The sequence below is a fragment of the Azotobacter armeniacus genome (assembly GCF_054779355.1).
This window is the reverse complement of sequence record NZ_BAAGYK010000082.1, coordinates 22,007-39,221: the sequence shown is the minus strand read 5'-3', so window position 1 is coordinate 39,221 and position 17,215 is coordinate 22,007. Positions and strand designations below refer to the sequence as shown.

General features: G+C 65.1%; 16 protein-coding genes and 2 pseudogenes. 13 read left to right on the top strand and 5 right to left on the bottom strand.

What is annotated here, in order from left to right:
- On the top strand, positions 1-592 hold a 592-nt coding region (locus ACYVD0_RS12590), incomplete at its 5' end, for a DDE-type integrase/transposase/recombinase (protein ID WP_460427120.1).
- A gap of 330 nt (positions 593-922) precedes the next feature.
- Entirely contained in the window at positions 923-2,569 is a 1,647-nt protein-coding gene (locus ACYVD0_RS12585) for a glycoside hydrolase family 32 protein (protein ID WP_460427119.1), read from the top strand.
- Positions 2,570-2,669: 100 nt separating this feature from the next.
- Here ACYVD0_RS12585 and ACYVD0_RS12580 read toward each other — a convergent pair whose 3' ends face one another.
- Together ACYVD0_RS12580 and ACYVD0_RS12575 are read right to left on the bottom strand one after the other, a co-directional pair.
- Complete coding sequence (locus tag ACYVD0_RS12580) at positions 2,670-3,113, bottom strand: DDE-type integrase/transposase/recombinase (protein WP_460427118.1); 444 nt, start codon at positions 3,111-3,113, stop codon at positions 2,670-2,672.
- Positions 3,055-3,270: pseudogene (locus ACYVD0_RS12575) on the bottom strand (transposase); the annotation flags it as partial. The gene ACYVD0_RS12580 and the pseudogene ACYVD0_RS12575, both read right to left, overlap by 59 nt.
- 132 nt (positions 3,271-3,402) lie before the next feature.
- Between ACYVD0_RS12575 and ACYVD0_RS12570 the strand changes: the two are divergent.
- From ACYVD0_RS12570 to ACYVD0_RS12545, 6 genes and pseudogenes are all read left to right on the top strand, one after another.
- Positions 3,403-4,989, top strand: coding sequence for a glycoside hydrolase family protein (locus tag ACYVD0_RS12570; protein WP_460427117.1), 1,587 nt, complete (start codon positions 3,403-3,405; stop codon positions 4,987-4,989).
- 258 nt (positions 4,990-5,247) lie between these two features.
- Positions 5,248-5,742 (top strand): annotated as a pseudogene (locus tag ACYVD0_RS12565) (IS6 family transposase); the annotation flags it as partial.
- Between the two features lie 237 nt (positions 5,743-5,979).
- Positions 5,980-6,429, top strand: a complete 450-nt coding sequence (locus ACYVD0_RS12560; protein ID WP_460427160.1) for a YcgN family cysteine cluster protein — start codon at positions 5,980-5,982, stop codon at positions 6,427-6,429.
- Between the two features lie 122 nt (positions 6,430-6,551).
- Entirely contained in the window at positions 6,552-7,790 is a 1,239-nt protein-coding gene (locus ACYVD0_RS12555) for a M61 metallopeptidase family protein (RefSeq protein ID WP_460427116.1), read from the top strand.
- Positions 7,791-8,016: 226 nt separating this feature from the next.
- The gene (locus tag ACYVD0_RS12550) at positions 8,017-8,466 is read left to right on the top strand and encodes a hemerythrin domain-containing protein (RefSeq protein WP_460427115.1); all 450 of its coding nucleotides are present in this window, start codon (positions 8,017-8,019) and stop codon (positions 8,464-8,466) included.
- Between the two features lie 122 nt (positions 8,467-8,588).
- A complete protein-coding gene (locus tag ACYVD0_RS12545) occupies positions 8,589-9,491 on the top strand; it encodes a YihY/virulence factor BrkB family protein (RefSeq protein ID WP_460427114.1) in 903 nt (300 codons plus the stop codon).
- A 3-nt stretch (positions 9,492-9,494) separates the two neighbouring features.
- Here ACYVD0_RS12545 and ACYVD0_RS12540 read toward each other — a convergent pair whose 3' ends face one another.
- Positions 9,495-11,543, bottom strand: a complete 2,049-nt coding sequence (locus tag ACYVD0_RS12540) for a S9 family peptidase (protein WP_460427113.1) — start codon at positions 11,541-11,543, stop codon at positions 9,495-9,497.
- 107 nt (positions 11,544-11,650) lie between these two features.
- Between ACYVD0_RS12540 and ACYVD0_RS12535 the strand changes: the two genes are divergently transcribed.
- A complete protein-coding gene (locus ACYVD0_RS12535; protein WP_460427112.1) occupies positions 11,651-12,106 on the top strand; it encodes a hypothetical protein in 456 nt (151 codons plus the stop codon).
- Positions 12,107-12,139: 33 nt separating this feature from the next.
- A complete protein-coding gene (locus tag ACYVD0_RS12530) occupies positions 12,140-12,922 on the top strand; it encodes a class II glutamine amidotransferase (RefSeq protein ID WP_460427111.1) in 783 nt (260 codons plus the stop codon).
- Between the two features lie 34 nt (positions 12,923-12,956).
- Here the strand turns inward: ACYVD0_RS12530 and ACYVD0_RS12525 are convergent, their stop codons facing one another.
- A complete protein-coding gene (locus ACYVD0_RS12525) occupies positions 12,957-14,135 on the bottom strand; it encodes a vWA domain-containing protein (protein ID WP_460427110.1) in 1,179 nt (392 codons plus the stop codon).
- Between the two features lie 54 nt (positions 14,136-14,189).
- Complete coding sequence (locus ACYVD0_RS12520; RefSeq protein WP_460427159.1) at positions 14,190-15,035, bottom strand: AAA family ATPase; 846 nt, start codon at positions 15,033-15,035, stop codon at positions 14,190-14,192.
- A 176-nt stretch (positions 15,036-15,211) separates the two neighbouring features.
- On the opposite strand from ACYVD0_RS12520, the gene cysK reads away from it, so the two are divergent.
- From cysK to ACYVD0_RS12505, 3 genes are all read left to right on the top strand, one after another.
- A complete protein-coding gene (gene cysK, locus ACYVD0_RS12515) occupies positions 15,212-16,189 on the top strand; it encodes a PLP-dependent cysteine synthase family protein (RefSeq protein ID WP_460427109.1) in 978 nt (325 codons plus the stop codon).
- 194 nt (positions 16,190-16,383) lie between these two features.
- On the top strand, positions 16,384-16,521 hold the full coding sequence (locus tag ACYVD0_RS12510) for a PA1414 family protein (protein WP_460427108.1): 138 nt from the start codon (positions 16,384-16,386) through the stop codon (positions 16,519-16,521).
- An 87-nt stretch (positions 16,522-16,608) separates the two neighbouring features.
- Positions 16,609-17,214, top strand: a complete 606-nt coding sequence (locus ACYVD0_RS12505) for a tRNA-uridine aminocarboxypropyltransferase (protein WP_460427107.1) — start codon at positions 16,609-16,611, stop codon at positions 17,212-17,214.
- Position 17,215 lies beyond the last annotated feature (1 nt).

The following is a 17,215-nucleotide window of genomic DNA, read 5'->3' as shown; positions in this document are numbered from 1 at the left end:
CGACAAGCGGGCGGCCAGGCGGCTCATGCACAAGCTGCTCAGGAAGCACGATCGCGCTCCGCGAGTACCGGTCACCGACAAGCTCGGGAGTTGCGCGGCGGCGAACCGGGAAAGGGGACTGAACCTCGAACACCGCCAGCACAAGGGATTGAACAACCGGGCGGAGAACTCGCACCAGCCGACCCGAGGACGCGAGAAGGTGATGCGCCGCTTCGAATCGGCGCGCCCGTTGCAACGATTCGCTTCGGTCCACGCTCAGGTCGCCCACCTGTTCATGCACTGCCGCTACCACTCGAACGCCCAGCAGAAACGAGCGGTACGCACCCAAGCCTTTGCGGCTTTGGAACGGGTGAGGTGCGCCCCGATGCCCGGATGGTTTTGCCGCGCGAGTTCTTCATCCTCGCGCTACGTTCTCGGTCGGCCACACATCAACAACGTGACAGTACCTCCTCCAGATGACCGACTTGACCCGCGTTCGGGGTGGGTTCATAATTTTGTTAACGTTAACCGTGGCGACGGCTTCTCCCCTCCGAACCCGGTCCAGGCCATCCATCGAACGTGTCGGAAAATGGCCCCTTCTTGTGAATTATGAATGGGGGTGAAGACACCCCCGCTGTTTCCACGGCGGCGCACGGATTCAATTTCAGGCGACGGGTGTCTCGAAGCGCTCGAACCCCGCGAGAATCCGCGGAATTCCGAGGATCCGCATCAGCTCGCAGGTGGTCGCGCGCTCAGCGGAATCCGATCCACTGAGAGCGGAACCTCTCATTTTGCAAATCGATTTGGAGTTGGCCAGCGTGGCCGAGGATTCCTCGAGTGACGCATCCGCTCCCCAAGTTCTGCTGCGAAGACGCATCGAGGGTTTCGATGAGCGCCTCGGCGACAAGCCCTGGTCGGTGCTCGACACCCAACAAGGAGAATCATGAACCGCAATCCCACCTCGATGCGCGCAGCTCGGCGCGCATCGGTCTGCGCGCTCGCCGCGCTGCTCGCCGCCGCGATCGTGGCGGTGCTCGTGCTCGTGTTCGCGCCCGGTCCGGCGACCCCGTCAGGCCCCGAGCCGTCGAGCCCGCCGCCGACCGAGTCATCCGAGTTCTCGCGACCGGCCGACTGGTCGCCCTACCGGCCCGCTGTGCACCTCACCCCCGCCAAGCACTGGATGAACGATCCCCAGCGCCCGATCCTGATCGACGGCGTCTGGCACTACTACTACCTCTACAACGCCGACTACCCCAAGGGGAACGGCACCGAGTGGTACCACGCGACCTCGACCGACCTCGTGCACTGGCAGGATCACGGCGTCGCAATCGACAAGTACAAGAACGGCCTCGGCGACATCGAGACCGGCAGCGCCGTGATCGACACCGAGAACACTGCGGGCTTCGGCGCCGGCGCGGTGATCGCCGTCATGACCCAGCAGCACGAGGGTGTGCAACGGCAGTCGCTCTTCGTCTCGACCGACGGCGGCTACCGCTTCGAGGCGTACGACGGCAACCCCGTCATGGACAATCCGGGCGCCGACCACTGGCGTGACCCGAAGATCATCTGGGACGACGCCCGCGACGAGTGGCTGATGGCGCTCGCCGAGGGCGACAAGATCGGCTTCTACACTTCGCCCGACCTGAAGCGCTGGACGTACCGATCGGGCTTCGAGCGCGACGACCTCGGCATCCTCGAGTGCCCCGACCTGTTCCGCATGTCGGTCGACGGTGACCCGGCGAACACGCGATGGGTGCTCGCGGCAGGCGGGAATGGTGCCAGCAAGGGCATGACCACGGGAACCGTGTACTGGACCGGCGACTGGGACGGCGAGCGCTTCACCGCGGATCGCGACGAACCGCGATGGCTCGACTCGGGCGCCGACTTCTACGCCACCGTGACGTGGGACGACTCGCGACAGGACGACGCCGAACGCCTCGCCTCCCGCTACGCCATCGGCTGGCTCAACAACTGGGCCTACGCCACCAAGCTGCCGACCGACGACTGGCACGGCGGCGCCGACTCGATCGTGCGTCGCATCGAGCTGCGATCGGTCGACGGCGAGCCGGTGCTCGTCTCGCAGCCCGTCGACGCGCTCGACAAGCTCGAGGGCAACGCCGAGGTGCGCTCCAAGGTACGGGTGACGGAAGCCTCGGGGACGACGCTCCCCCAACCGGAATCCGATGCCTACCGACTCCGGGTCGAGCTCGACGCGGCCTCGGGCACCAACGAGGTGCGGTTCCGCGTCAAGGAGGGCGGCGGGCACTTCACGGCCGTCGGGTACGACTTCGTGCACGGCGTCGCCTTCGTCGCGCGCGACGCGGATGCTGCGGCCGACCGGATGCCCGAGGTCTACCGCGAGGTTCGTACGGCGCCGGCGCCGGCGCGCGACGGCGTCGTCACCCTTGACGTCATCGTCGATGCGGCCTCGGTCGAGGTCTTCGTGAACGACGGCGAGGCCGTGCTCTCGAATCTCGCGTTCGGGGCCCCCGGCGCGAACGGGCTCTCGGTCAGGTCGCTCGGCGGCGACACCGAACTGCGTTCCTTCCGACTCACGCCGCTCGCGATCGCGCCGATCGAGCGGCATTAGCCGCAAAGGCTTGGGTGCGTACCGCTCGTTTCTGCTGGGCGTTCGAGTGGTAGCGGCAGTGCATGAACAGGTGGGCGACCTGAGCGTGGATCGAAGCGAATTATTGTTGCAACTGGCGCGCCGATTCGAAGCGGCGCATCACCTTCTCGCGTCCTCGGGTCGGCTGGTGCGAGTTCTCCGCCCGGTTGTTCAATCCCTTGTGCTGGCGGTGTTCGAGGTTCAGTCCCCTTTCCCGGCTCGCCGCCGCGCAACTCCCGAGCTTGTCGGTGACCGGTACTCGCGGAGCGCGATCGTGCTTCCTGAGCAGCTTGTGCATGAGCCGCCTGGCCGCCCGCTTGTCGCGCCGGCGTTGCACCAGCACATCGAGCACCGCGCCGTGCTGGTCCAGTGCGCGCCACAGCCAGTGTTTCCTGCCATTAAAGCGCTGGAGCGAATACGCCGGGCAATGCCCAGGCCAAACCTCACCGACCAGCGCCGCACCGTCTCCAAATGGCGAAGTACGAATGCACGGTGCGCCACTTCGGGAAGTCGCTCGGTAACGCACGCCACTGGCAGCCTGTACGCAACAGGTACAGCACCGCGCAGAACACGTCGTACAGATCCACTTTCCGTGGGGCGGTCTTCTTGCGTGCACTTTCCAGCAGGGGGCGAACCTGCTCGAACTGGTCACGGCTGATGTCACCGGGATGGCAATGTCTCATCCCAGTAGTATCGGGTATCCCGCTGAGACTTTGAACAGGCCGTCATTTAACGTTAACAGGTCGTATTTAACGTTAACAAGCCTTATATGAAATGCTAGCATCGCGCCCGCTTTCAAAACGAAAGGAAACATCATGTTACTCATCGACCAACGTATTCGGCGATCTCTCGTCAGCGGGATCGCTGGGACGACGCTGTTCAGCAGCGCCACGGCAGCCGTTGCGGCTCCCTACCTGGAACCCGGCCCCGAGCCCACTGTGCACACGCAGGAGGCATTCGCGCCTGAGGACAGCTTCACAGCGAAGTGGACTCGTGCCGACGCGCGTCAGATCAAGCGGATGTCGGACCCGAGGGCCGTCTCGCGTGTGAACTCGATGCCTGCGGAATACACCATGCCCGACGTCCCGCAGAACTTCCCCGACATGTCGAACGAGCAGGTCTGGGTGTGGGACACCTGGCCCCTGACCGACGCCGACGCGAACCAGTACAGCGTCAACGGGCAGGAGATCATCTTCTCCCTCGTCGCCGACCGGAACCTCGGCTTCGACGATCGCCACGTGTTCGCGAAGATCGGCTACTTCTACCGCCCGGCCGGCATCCCCGCCGACGAGCGGCCGGCGAACGGCGGCTGGACCTACGGCGGTCTCGTCTTCGACGAGGGCGTCACCGGCCAGATCTTCGAGGACCAGTCGTACAGCCACCAGACGCAATGGTCGGGCTCGGCGCGCATCTTCCCGGGCGGCGAGATCAAGCTGTTCTTCACGGATGTCGCGTTCTATCGTGACGCCGCGGGCAAGGACATCAAGCCGTACGACCCGAAGATCGCGCTCAGCGTCGGCAAGGTGCACGCCAACAAGGAGGGCGTGAAGTTCACCGGCTTCGACAAGGTCATTCCGCTCCTGTCGGCCGACGGTACCTACTACCAGACCGGTGAGCAGAACCCGTACTTCAACTTCCGCGACCCGTTCACCTTCGAGGACCCGGCCCACCCGGGCGAGACCTTCATGGTCTTCGAGGGCAACTCGGCCATGCCGCGAGAGTCTGCCGCGTGCAACGCGGAGGACCTCGGCTACCGGGAGGGCGACCCCTACGCCGAGACTGTCGAGCAGGTGAACGCGTCGGGTGCGCCCTACCAGATCGGCAACATCGGTTTGGCGAAGGCGAAGAACGACGACCTCACCGAGTGGGAGTTCCTGCCGCCGATCCTCTCGGCGAACTGCGTGACCGATCAGACCGAACGGCCGCAGATCTACATGAAGGACGGCAAGTACTATCTCTTCACCATCAGCCACCGCGGCACCTACGCGGCCGACCTTGATGGCCCCGAGGGAGTGTACGGCTTCGTGGGCGACGGGATCCGCAGCGATTACCAGCCGATGAACCAGGGATCCGGGCTGGTGCTCGGCAACCCGACGAACCTCAACTTCAACAGCGGGTTCCCGTTCGCTCCCGACTACAACCAGCCCTTCGGCCACTTCCAGGCGTACTCGCACTACGTAATGCCGGGCGGCCTGGTGCAGTCGTTCATCGACACGATCGGCACCGAGGGCGACTTCCGGCGCGGCGGCACCCTCGCACCGACCGTGAAGATCGACATCGAAGGGGCGTCGTCGGCGGTCGACTACTCCTACGGTTCCTACGGCGGCGGGCTGGGTGGCTGGGCCGACATCCCGGCGAACCTCAATGTGAACCCGGGCGGGCAGATCAAGCCGCTGAAGTAATGGATCTCACGAAGAAGCGCCCGGCTGGATTTCCAGCCGGGCGCCTCGCTGTGTGTGCCTGGACTTGAGAAGGGCGGGATGCGGCGTCAACAGCCGCCGCATCCCGCCCGATCCTATTCGGTGCCTAATACGGGAGTAGAACGCGACTTCAGGCGGCAGCTGGGGGGGTACTGTCACATTGTTGGCAGGTTGCCGGAGATGCGCTGACAATCCCGGATATGAAACGAGCCACTGTACCTGCCAGCGACGCCATTTCCTATGCCGGTTACGCTTCCCGCCCGAGGCATCGAGCTGACCTGCGAGACGGTGCGGCGCTGGTCGGTGGGGTTTGGCCTGGGCATTGCCCGGCGTATTCGCTCCCGCGCTTTGGCCCGAGGCGACACGTGGCACCTCGATGAGGTGGTCGTCTCTCTCAATGGCAGGAAACACTGGCTGTGGCGCGCACTGGACCAGCACGGCGCAGTACTCGATGTGCTGGTGCAACGCCGGTGCGACAAGCGAGTGGCCAGGCGGCTCATGCGCAAGCTGCTCAGGAAGCACGATCGCGCTCCGCGAGTACCGGTCACCGACAAGCTCGGGAGTTGCGCGGCGGCGAACCGGGAAAGGGGATTGAACCTCGAACACCGCCAGCACAAGGGATTGAACAACCGGGCGGAGAACTCGCACCAGCCGACCCGAGGACGCGAGAAGGTGATGCGCCGCTTCGAATCGGCGCGCCAGTTGCAACAATTCGCTTCGATCCACGCTCAGGTCGCCCACCTGTTCATGCACTGCCGCTACCACTCGAACGCCCAGCAGAAACGAGCGGTACGCACCCAAGCCTTTGCGACTCGGGAACGGGTGACGTGCGCCCCGATGCCCGGACGGTTCGCCGCGCGAGTTCTTCATCCTCGCGCGCTACGTTCTCGGTCGGCCACACATCATCAACGTGACAGTACCCTCCGGCACTGGCTAGACTTCCCCCCTTTTTTCATGGTGGCAGTAGTTCCCATGGCGGCGAAAGTCGAACCCTTCTGGACGCGCAAGACCCTCGACCAGCTCGACGCCGAGGAGTGGGAGTCGCTGTGCGACGGTTGCGGCCTGTGCTGCCTGCAGAAGCTCGAGGACGAGGAGGACGGCGGCGTCTACTACACGCGCATCGCCTGCCGCCTGCTCGACCTGGAAACCTGCCGCTGCCGCGACTATGCCAACCGCCGCCGGTCGGTTCCGGACTGCATCCAGCTCACCCCGGCCCAGGCCGGCGAGTTCCAGTGGTTGCCGCCGACCTGCGCCTATCGGCTGGTCGCCGAGGGTAAGGACCTGCCGCTCTGGCACCCGCTGGTCTGCGGCGATGTCCAGGCGGTGCATCGCGAGCGGATATCCCAGGCTGGGCGCATGCTCAGCGAAACTTCGGTGTCCGAAGACGACTGGGAAGACTACCTGATCTTCCGCGCCGGCTGAGTCTGCGCCCGGCAGGCTCGGGGCCGGGCCGGATGCGGCCCCACCGATCCGCTTCGATGCTTCCCTTTGCGCCCGGCCAGCCGGCACACTTGTCCTGTCGGCCCCGCCAAGGAGTTTTCCCCATGTTCGCTCGCCCGAACCTGCTGTTCTGTGCCGCGCTGCTGGTCGCGTCCGTCCCGTCCTGGGCGGCGAACAAGGTCGATCTGGACTACCACGTACGCTTTCTGCCGCAGAGCGACCAGGCCGAGGTGCGCCTGACCCTGGAGCAGGGCAGCGCGGTTCGCAGCCTGCGCTTAGAGCTGGGCGACCAGGGCCGCTACAGCGATTTCCAGGGCGACGGGCAGTGGCAGCAGGAGGCGCCCGGCAGCGGTACCTGGCGGCCAGCGGCGGGCAAGAGCAGCCTGAGCTACCGGGTACGGGTCAGCCATGTGCGCGCCTCCGGGCGCTTCGATGCGCGGATGACCGAGCACTGGGCGCTGCTGCGCGGCGACGACCTGGTGCCCAGCGCCCATCTGGTCCAGCAGGATGGCGTGGAGCTGGTGGCGCGTCTGGAGTTCGAGCTGCCCGAGGGCTGGCAGGGCGTCGAAACCGGCTGGCCACGCATCGGCAAGAATCGTTTCCGCATCGACAACCCGGCGCGCCTGTTCGACCGGCCGACCGGCTGGCTGCTCGCCGGCCGGCTCGGTACAAGGCGTGTCACCCTGGGCAGCAGCGAGGTCAGCGTGGCGGCACCGCTCGGTGAGGGGATGCGGCGGATGGACATTCTGACCTTGCTGACCTTCGTCTGGGACGAATACCAGGCGGTGTTCCTCCGCGAGCCGGGCAAGCTGCTGGTGGTCGGCGCTGGCAACCCCATGTGGCGCGGCGGCCTGTCGGCGTCCAACTCCCTGTACTTGCACGCCGATCGCCCGCTGGTCAGCGAGAACGGCACCAGCGCCCTGCTGCACGAGCTGGTGCACGTGTTCGCCCGGATTCGCGACACCGACGAAAGTGACTGGATCAGCGAAGGGCTGGCCGAGTACTACGCCATCGAACTGCTGCGCCGCGCCGGTGGACTCGGCGAGGATCGCTACGAGCGGATTCGCCAGCAGCTGACCCGCTGGAGCCGCAAGGTCAAGAACCTGCGCGGCGAGCGCGTCAGCGGCGCGGCAACCGCCCGTGCCGTGCTCCTGCTGCAGGCGCTCGACGGGGAGATCCGCACACGCAGCGAGAATCGCCATTCGCTGGACGATGTGGTGCGGGGGCTGATCCGCATGGAGCGGGTCAATACTGACGACTTCATCGCAATCAGCGAAAACCTCATGGGCGGCAAGTCGCAGGTGCTGGATACGCCGCTGCTGGCAGTCAAAGCCAGGCCATGAGGAAAAGACTCGATTTTGATCGGTTCATTACAAAAAGACACATTTCTGTGAAGTTTTGCCTCAGCCGAAATCCGCGAGATGACGGTTTGGTTGCCAAGAAAACTTTCCAGACCGGCCATTATTCAAGTAATGGCAAAAAGCCATGCACGGGGCATGTGAATTGCACTGTTACTGTTTCAGCAGGCGTTACTAACTGCTTTCCTGTCTTGTCGAGGTGCGTGCAAAAATGGCTTTCAACATTCCCTGGTCAGCCGAGTTTGAAACCGGCATCGATATCATCGACGATCAGCACAAGCGTATCTTCGAGTACCTGAACGAGATCGATCAGGCAATTGCCCGCAAGTCGGTCGCGGAGATCGAAGGGGTCATCAAGGCGATCATCGACTATTCCATTTCCCATAACACCTTCGAAGAAAGCCTGATGGAAAAGGCCGGCTATCCGCTGCTCGAGGCGCATCACCAGGTGCACGAGCGTTTCAAGGGGCGCGCCCATGCCTACGGTACGCGCTTCGACAAGGGCGAAGATCCGATCCGCCTGGCGCGGGAAGTGCGCAGCGATATCGGCCTGTGGCTGACCAACCACATCAAGCGCGACGACAAGCATTATGTGAGCGATGTGAAGAAAAGCCTCGAGAGTGGCTTCGTCTCGCGGATGCTGGCCAAGTTCTTCCACTGAGCTCCAGGATCGCCAGCGCCGCTTTCCTTCTGTGCCTGCCTTGCCGCTGGTCAGCCTGCGGGCACCGATACCGATCCGGCACGTCTATCCCTAGAGGTGCTCAGCGGGAGGAGGGGGGTGGCATGCATCTGTTGGATTTGCGAGGTATGGGGCTGGTCGAGATCCTCAAGTGTACGGTGAAGGACTTCATGGACGACGAAATGCCGACCTATGCCTCGGCGCTGGCCTTCCAGATGTTCTTCTCCCTGTTCCCCTTCCTGCTGTTCCTGATCGCCCTGATCGGCTTTTTCGATCTGCAGAACTTCTTCGACTGGCTTCAGCAGCAGGCGGCCCTGTTGCTGCCGGCGGAGGTGATGGACCAGGTCAACGCGGTCATCACCCAGTTCCAGACCGAGCGGGTCGGGCTGTTTTCGGTGGGGATAGTGGTCGCCCTGTGGGCAGCCTCGGCCGGCGTTCGTTCGACCATGCTCGCCATGAACAAGGCCTATGATGTCGAGGAAGGCCGCCCAGCCTGGAAGCGCATTCCCCTGTCGGTGCTCTATACCATCGGCATCGCCCTGATGCTGCTGAGCGCTGCCGGCCTGATGCTCATCGGACCGGAAGTGATGAGCTGGCTGGCCGGCTGGGTGGGGCTGGAGCAACTGATCGTCACCCTCTGGACCTGGCTGCGCTGGCCGGTGGCGATATTGCTGCTGGTTCTGGCGGTGGCGTTGATCTACTACGTGGCGCCGGACGTCGAACAGCGCTTTCGTTTCATCACCCCTGGCTCGGTGCTGGCAGTGCTGGTATGGATCGCGGCCTCGCTCGGCTTCGGCTTCTATGTACGCAATTTCGGCAATTACGATGCGACCTATGGTAGCGTCGGGGCAATCATGGTGATGCTGCTGTATTTCTTAATCTCCTCGGCGGTGCTGCTGTTCGGTGCGGAGATGAATGCGGTGATCGAGCATCGCCATCCCGAAGGCAAGAATCCCGGGGAGAAGCAAAACCCCGATGATCAGAACCCTGACGAGAAGCAGAGGTGAGGCTCAGGTCCGGCCGAGTACCTTGAGCAGGAAGGCATATTCCAGCGCCACGTCCTTCAGCGCCTGGTAGCGTCCACTCATGCCGCCATGGCCAGCACTGAACTCGGTCTTCAGCAGCAGCAGGTTGTCGTCGGTCCGGCTGGCGCGCAGCCGGGCCACCCATTTCGCCGCCTCCCAGTACTGCACCCGGCTGTCGTGGTAGCCGGCCACCGCAAGGATCGCCGGGTAGGCCTGGGCGCGCACGTTCTCATAGGGGGCGTAGGCCTTGATCTGCGCATGGACCTCGGGATCGCGCGGGTCGCCCCACTCGTCATATTCAGTGACAGTCAGCGGCAGATCGGGGTTGTGCATGGTGTTCAGCACATCGACGAAGGGCACCTCGGCGATTGCTGCGGCGAACAGCTCGGGACGCCGGTTGAGCACGGTGCCGATCAGCAGGCCGCCGGCACTGCCGCCGCTGATCATCAGCCGGTCGGCGCGGGTGAAGCCCTGGGCGATCAACTGTTCGGCGACGGCGATGAAATCGCCGAAGGTGTTCTCCTTGTGGGCAAGCTTGCCGGCGCGATACCAGGCCTCGCCCAGCTCGCCGCCGCCGCGCACATGGGCGATGGCGAAGATAAAGCCGCGCTCCAGCAGGCTCAGCCGGGCATGGGAGAACCAGGGGTCGAGATTTTCGCCGTAGGCGCCGTAGCCGTACAGGTAGAGCGGGGCGGGGCGTTTTCCCCCCTCGTTCTGGAGGACGTCGCGGCGGGCGACCAGGCTGACCGGGATGCGCGCGCCATCGGCCGCCTCGGCCCAGAGCCGCAGGCTGAGGTAGTCGTCGGCATTGAACGGACCTTCCACCGGGGTTTCCTTGAGCACCTGCTGGGCGCCGTCGGCCAGGCCCAACTGGCGGATCTGCGCCGGGCGGTTGAGCGCCTCGTAGCGCAGGCGGATCACCGGGCTGTCGAACTCCAGGCTGTCCTGCACGTCCAGGCTGTAGGCGGCGTCCGGCAACTCGACGCGATAGGGCGTGGCCTCGGCCGGGTGCACTTCGACGATCGGCAGGCCCTGCTCGCGCAGGCTGAGGACAAAGCCGCCGGCATTCAGGCCGAGGTCCTCGATCATCCGCGCCTCGTCGTGGCCGATCCGCGGCCGCCAGTGCTCGCGGCCGGGGCTGGCCTCGCGCGCCTGGTAGACGGCGAAATTGATGCCGTCCTGGTTGCTGCGGATCAGCCAGCCCCAGTCGCCGTCGATGCGCCCGTGGTCGGGGTAGTACTCGTGGCCCTCCTGGCGTGGCGCCAGGCAGACGAAGGCCTCCTGTGGGTGCTCGGCGTCCAGCACCCAGGCCTCGCCGGTGGTCTTGCTGTTGCTCAGGAGGATCAGTTGGCGTTCCGAGCTGGCGCGGTAGCAGTGGATGAAGAAGCGCCCGTCCGGCTCGTTGAATACCAGTTCGGCCTCGTCGGTGCCGAGCCGGTAACGGTAGAGCTTGTGCGGCCGCTGGGTGTCGTCCAGCTCGGCGAAGAACAGCGTCCGGCTGTCGTTGGCCCAGGTCATGCTGCCGTCGCAGTCCTCGAAGGGCAGCTCGTGGAGCTCGCCGCTATCCAGCTCCTTGACGAACAGCCGGTAGATCTCGTCGCCGCTGGTGTCCAGGCTGTAGGCCAGGCGCCTGTGGTCGGGGCTGATCTCGAAGGCGCCGAGCGACAGGTAGCCGCCGTCGGCCAGGGCGTTGGGATCGAGCAGCAGCTCCTCGCGGCTGTCGTCGGTCTGCAGCGAGCCGTCCGCCGGGCGCGGGCAGCGGTAGTGGCGCGGGTATTCGTCACCGGCGCGGGTGCGCTGGTAGTAGAGCCAGGGGCCCCAGGGAATCGGCAGGGACAAATCGGTTTCGCGGATGCGGCCCTTGATCTCCTGGAACAGGGTTTCGCGCAGCGTGCCGACATCCTCGAGCTGGGCCTCCAGATAGGCGTTTTCCGCCTCCAGGTAGGCGAGCACCTGCGGGTCGCCGCGCTGCTCCAGCCAGCGGTAGGGATCGGCGGGGTGGTTCTCGATACGGGCGATGGGGGCTTGCGGCATGGCTGCTCCTGGCGGCGACTGGCGTCCGACGGCGCGACTTCCGGCAGTGGCGCCGCGGCGGGGAAATGTCGTTATCATAAGCATCCTTCAGCCAGTCTCACACCGCCATGATCGAGAACGACTATCTGCTTGTCTGGGCCGCCTATGGCATCGCCGCGCTTGGCTGCCTGCTGGTCTGGTTCCGGCTGACCCGCTGGATGTGGCGCTGGTTGCGCGAGCCGCTGCGTGTGGTGGTGGCGGTGCTGCTGCTGACCCCGACCATCGTCGATCCGGGCAGAGAGCTATTCGCCCCGGCCATCGCTATCACCGCCCTCGACCTGCTGTTCGGCGTCGGCAACAACGCCTGGCGCGCGGTGGCCGATCTGGCGCTCTACGGGATGATCGCCGTGGCCTTGTACCTGCTGCTGGCAGCGCTGCGCTGGCTGCTCTGGCGCCGCCGCGGTGTTGCCAACGAGTCGCCCGCGGTCGCCGAGCACGAGCCGACCCTGCGCGAACTGATGGCCAGCGGCGAAGTCGGCGAGCGTTCGGGGCGGCAGGGGTTGCGTGCCGGATCGCGTCTCTGAAACCGGCCCTGGCCGTCTGCGAGGGGCTCAGCGATGTGCGAACTGCTCGGCATGAGTGCCAACGTCCCGACCGACATCGTATTCAGCTTCACCGGCCTGATGCAGCGTGGCGGGCGCACCGGCCCGCACCGCGACGGCTGGGGTATCGCCTTTTACGAGGGTCGCGGCGTGCGGCTGTTCCAGGACCCGACGGCGAGCGCCGACTCCGAGGTGGCTCGACTGGTGCAGCGCTATCCGATCAAGAGCGAGCTGGTCATCGGTCATATCCGCCACGCCAATGTCGGGCGAACCTGTCTGGCCAACACCCATCCCTTCGTGCGTGAACTCTGGGGACGCAACTGGTGCTTCGCCCACAACGGCCAGCTGGTGGATTTCCAGCCGCCTGCGGGGTTCTATCGGCCGGTGGGGGACACCGACAGCGAACGGGCCTTCTGTGACTTGCTCAACCGGGTGCGGCAGGTCTTTCCCGAGCCCGTTGCGGAGCAGCAGCTGCTGCCGATCCTGGTGGAGGCCTGTAACGAATACCGCGGCAAGGGCGTATTCAACTGCCTGCTGGGCAATGGCGAATGGCTGTTCAGCTTCTGCAGTACCAAGCTGGCGCAGATCACCCGCCGTGCCCCTTTCGGCCCGGCGCGGCTGAAAGACGCCGACCTGACCGTGGATTTCCAGGCAGTGACGACCCCGAACGATGTGGTAACGGTGCTGGCCACCGAGCCCCTGACTGCCAACGAAACCTGGATCGCCCACCGGCCGGGTGAGTGGACCCTCTGGCGGCTGGGCGAGTGCATCGCCTACGGAGAGGCCGCGCCAGCCTGAGCAGCCGCCTTCCCCCGCGGTCGGCTGGTCGGATTCACTTGGCCAGAAAGCGCATACCCTCTTCCAGGCCGCTCAGGGTCAGCGGGTACATGCGCTGACCCACCAGTTCACGGACGATCTGCGTCGAAGTGCCATAGTTCCACGCATGTTCGGGGGCCGGATTGATCCAGATGAGCTTGCGGTAGGTTTCCATGAAACGCTGCATCCACACCAGACCGGCTTCCTCGTTCCAGTGCTCGACGCTACCTCCGGGCTGGAGGATTTCGTAGGGCGACATGGACGCGTCGCCGACGAACACCACCTTGTAGTCCGGGCCGTACTTGTGCAGCAGGTCATGGGTCGCGATGCGCTCGGAGTGGCGCCGGCGATTGTCCTTCCACAGGCTCTCGTAGATGAAGTTGTGGAAGTAGTAGTGCTCCAGGTGCTTGAACTCGCTGCGGCAGGCCGAGAACAGCTCCTCGCAGACCTTTACATGAGGATCCATCGAGCCGCCGATATCCAGCAGCAGGAGCAACTTCACCTTGTTGTGCCGTTCCGGGCGCAGCTGGATGTTGAGCAGGCCGGCGTCCCGCGCGGTGTGGGTGATGGTGGCGTCAAGATCGAGTTCTTCGGCCGCGCCTTCGCGGGCGAAGCTGCGCAGGCGGCGCAGCGCCATCTTGAGGTTGCGCGTGCCCAGCTCGACCTGGTCGTCGAGGTTGCGGTAGTCGCGCCTGTCCCAGACCTTGAGCGCCTTGCCCTGGCGCGCTCCGGCATCGCCGACGCGGATGCCCTCGGGGTGGTAGCCGCCCGAGCCGAACGGGCTGGTGCCGCCGGTGCCGATCCACTTGTTGCCGCCGGCATGCCGTTCCTTCTGCTCTTCGAGGCGCTGTTTGAACGTCTCAAGCAGTTGGTCGAGGCCGCCGAGGGAGCGGATCTGCGCCTTCTCCTCGTCGGTCAGCAGGCGCTCGAATTCCTTGCGCAGCCATTCCTCGGGAATCAGCGCCTCGAGCAGGGCGTCGAGGTTTTCCAGCCCCTGGAAGTAGGCGGTGAAGGCCCGGTCGAACTTGTCGAAATGCCGTTCGTCCTTGACCAGGATAGTGCGGGCGAGGAAGTAGAAGGCGTCCATGTCGGCAAACACCAGCCGCTGCTCGAGCGCCTCGATCAGGTCGAGCAGCTCGCGCAGCGAAACCGGCACCCGGGCCGCGCGCATTTCGTTGAACAGGTTGAGCAGCATGAGCAGGCTCCCATGGGGATTCCGGGCGGCAAACCGCGCTGCGGGTTTTCCATCCTAGCGGTTGGCGCGGCGGGTCATGAAGGCCAGGCGTTCCAGCAGCTGCACGTCCTGCTCGTTCTTCACCAGGGCGCCGGCCAGCGGCGGGATGGCCCGGGTCGGGTCGCGTTCGCGCAGCACCGAGAGGTCGATGTCGTCAGCCAGCAGCAACTTCAGCCAGTCGACCAGCTCGGAGGTCGAGGGCTTCTTCTTCAGCCCGGGGATCTCGCGCACGTCGAAGAACAGGTCGAGCGCCTCGGCCACCAGCTCTCCCTTGATGCCGGGAAAATGCACGTCGACGATCTTCTGCAGCGTTTCGCGGTCGGGAAAGGCGATGTAGTGGAAAAAGCAGCGGCGCAGGAAGGCGTCGGGCAGTTCCTTCTCGTTGTTCGAGGTAATGACCACGATCGGCCGCTGGCGGGCCTTGACGGTTTCGCCGGTCTCGTAGACGAAGAACTCCATGCGGTCGAGTTCCTGCAGCAGGTCGTTGGGGAACTCGATGTCGGCCTTGTCGATCTCGTCGATCAGCAGGACCACCCGTTCCCCGGCCTCGAAGGCTTCCCACAGCTTGCCTTTGCGGATGTAATTGCGCACGTCGTGGACCTTGTCCACGCCCAGCTGCGAGTCGCGCAGGCGGCTCACCGCGTCGTACTCGTAGAGGCCCTGCTGGGCCTTGGTAGTGGACTTGATGTGCCAGGCGATCAACCGGGTGCCGAGGGAGTCCGCCAGCTGTTCGGCGAGCAGGGTCTTGCCAGTGCCGGGCTCGCCCTTGACCAGCAGCGGGCGCTGCAGGGTGATGGCGGCGTTGACGGCGAGCTTGAGGCTGTCGCTGGCCACATAGGTGGAGGTGCCCTGGAACTTCATCATGAATCCTCGCATGGTGGCGCCGGTATGCGTCGGCCTTTTTTCCTTGGACCTTTTGGATCTTGATCCGACTATAACGTGTATGCGTCGGAGCGGGAACGACGGGATCTGGACGGCGTTTCCACAGCGGCTTAGGCTTGCGCATCTTCAGGGCATACATCAACAAGGAACGCGCCATGAGCCGCATCTATGCCGACAACGCACAGTCCATCGGCAATACGCCGCTGGTCAAGATCAACCGCCTGGCTCCCCAGGGCGTGACCATCCTGGCCAAGATCGAGGGACGCAATCCGTCCTATTCGGTCAAGTGCCGGATCGGCGCCAATCTGGTCTGGGACGCCGAGGCCAGCGGACGCCTGAAGCCCGGCATGACCCTGGTCGAGCCGACCTCGGGCAATACCGGCATCGGCCTGGCCTTCGTCGCCGCAGCACGCGGCTACAAGCTGATCCTCACCATGCCGGCGTCGATGAGTCTGGAGCGGCGCAAGGTGCTCAAGGCCCTGGGCGCCGAGCTGGTGCTCACCGAGCCGACCAGAGGCATGAAGGGCGCCATCGAAGAGGCGACCGAAATCGCCGCCTCGAACCCCTCGCTGTACTTCATGCCGCAGCAGTTCGACAACCCGGCCAACCCGGATATCCACGAGAAGACCACCGGTCCGGAAATCTGGAACGACACCGACGGCGCGGTGGATGTGCTGGTCGCCGGGGTCGGTACCGGCGGCACCATCAGCGGCGTGTCCCGCTACATCAAGCAGACCTGCGGCAAGCCGCTGCTCTCGGTGGCCGTTGAGCCGGCCGGCTCTCCGGTGATCAGCCAGACCCTGGCCGGCGAGGAGGTCAAGCCCGCGCCGCACAAGATCCAGGGCATCGGCGCCGGTTTCGTGCCGAAGAATCTGGATCTGGCGTTGGTCGATCGGGTCGAGCAGGTCACCGACGATGAGGCCAAGGTCATGGCCCTGCGCCTGATGCGCGAGGAGGGCATCCTCTGCGGGATTTCCAGCGGCGCGGCCATGGCCGCTGCGGTGCGTCTGGCTGAGCGCGAGCCATCGCTGCAGGGCAAGACCATCGTGGTGATCCTGCCGGACTCCGGCGAACGTTACCTGTCGAGCATGCTGTTCGAGGGACTGTTCAGTGAGCAGGAACTGATCCAGTAAGGGCCGGCGGGGCGCGGTGGGGACTATTTTCCGCTGCGCTCGGGGGCGGAGCCGTGCGATTCGCCGCCATGCCTTTTTGATTCGGATCAGACCTTGATGTGAAAACTGGGGCTATCCTGAAAAGAAGGATGGCACAGATTGCCCCTGCAATCGCTGCCCGAATGCCCCACTTGGTCGTAACCGGAGGACTGGTCATGAACGCTTGGCTCAATCGTTTGCTCGCCGATCTCGCTACCCTGTTCGGTCTGGATGCCGCCGGGTGCCTTCAGCCCATTCCCTTGGAAAGCGACGAGCGCCGTCGTCTGGCCGAGGAGCGTGCACGCCGCCGCTGATCGCTGCTCTGGCAGGGCGCCCGCGGGCGCCTTGCCCCGTTTCCGTCCCGCCCGGGCTGTGGCAGACTGCTCCGCAGAGGAGAGTCTATGCCGCGTTCCTGTTGTCCCCGTTGTGCGCGTCCGCTGAGCCACTGCTTGTGCGCATTCATTCCCATGTTGTCCAGCCGCACTCGGGTGCTGATCCTGCAGCATCCCGCAGAGGTGTCCCATGCCCTGAACACCGCACGCCTGGCTGCATTGGCATTGGGCAATGGCGAGCTGCGGGTGGGCGAGACATTCCCTGCGCTGGCGGCAGAGCTGAAGCACTGCCCCTACCGCAGCTGCCTGCTGTTTCCCGGCGGGGGGGCCATGCCGCTGGCCGAGCTGGCACAGGACGGGCGGCCCCTCCAGCTGATCGTTCCGGATGGCACCTGGCGCAAGGCCTGCAGGATCCTCCATGTCAATCCGCAGCTGGCAGCCTTGCCGCGAGTCGCCCTGCCGGAGGGGCTGGCGTCGCGCTACCGGCTGCGCAAGGCGCCCATGGCCGGGGCGCTGTCGACCGTCGAGGCGATCGTGTGCGCCCTGAACATCCTCGAGGGGCCTGGTCGCTTCGATGCCATGCTGCGTCCCTTCGAGGCGCTAATCGAGGGACAAATCGCGGCGATGGGAGAGGCGGTCTACCGGCGCAACCACGGCGGCGGCCCAGTAGGATAGG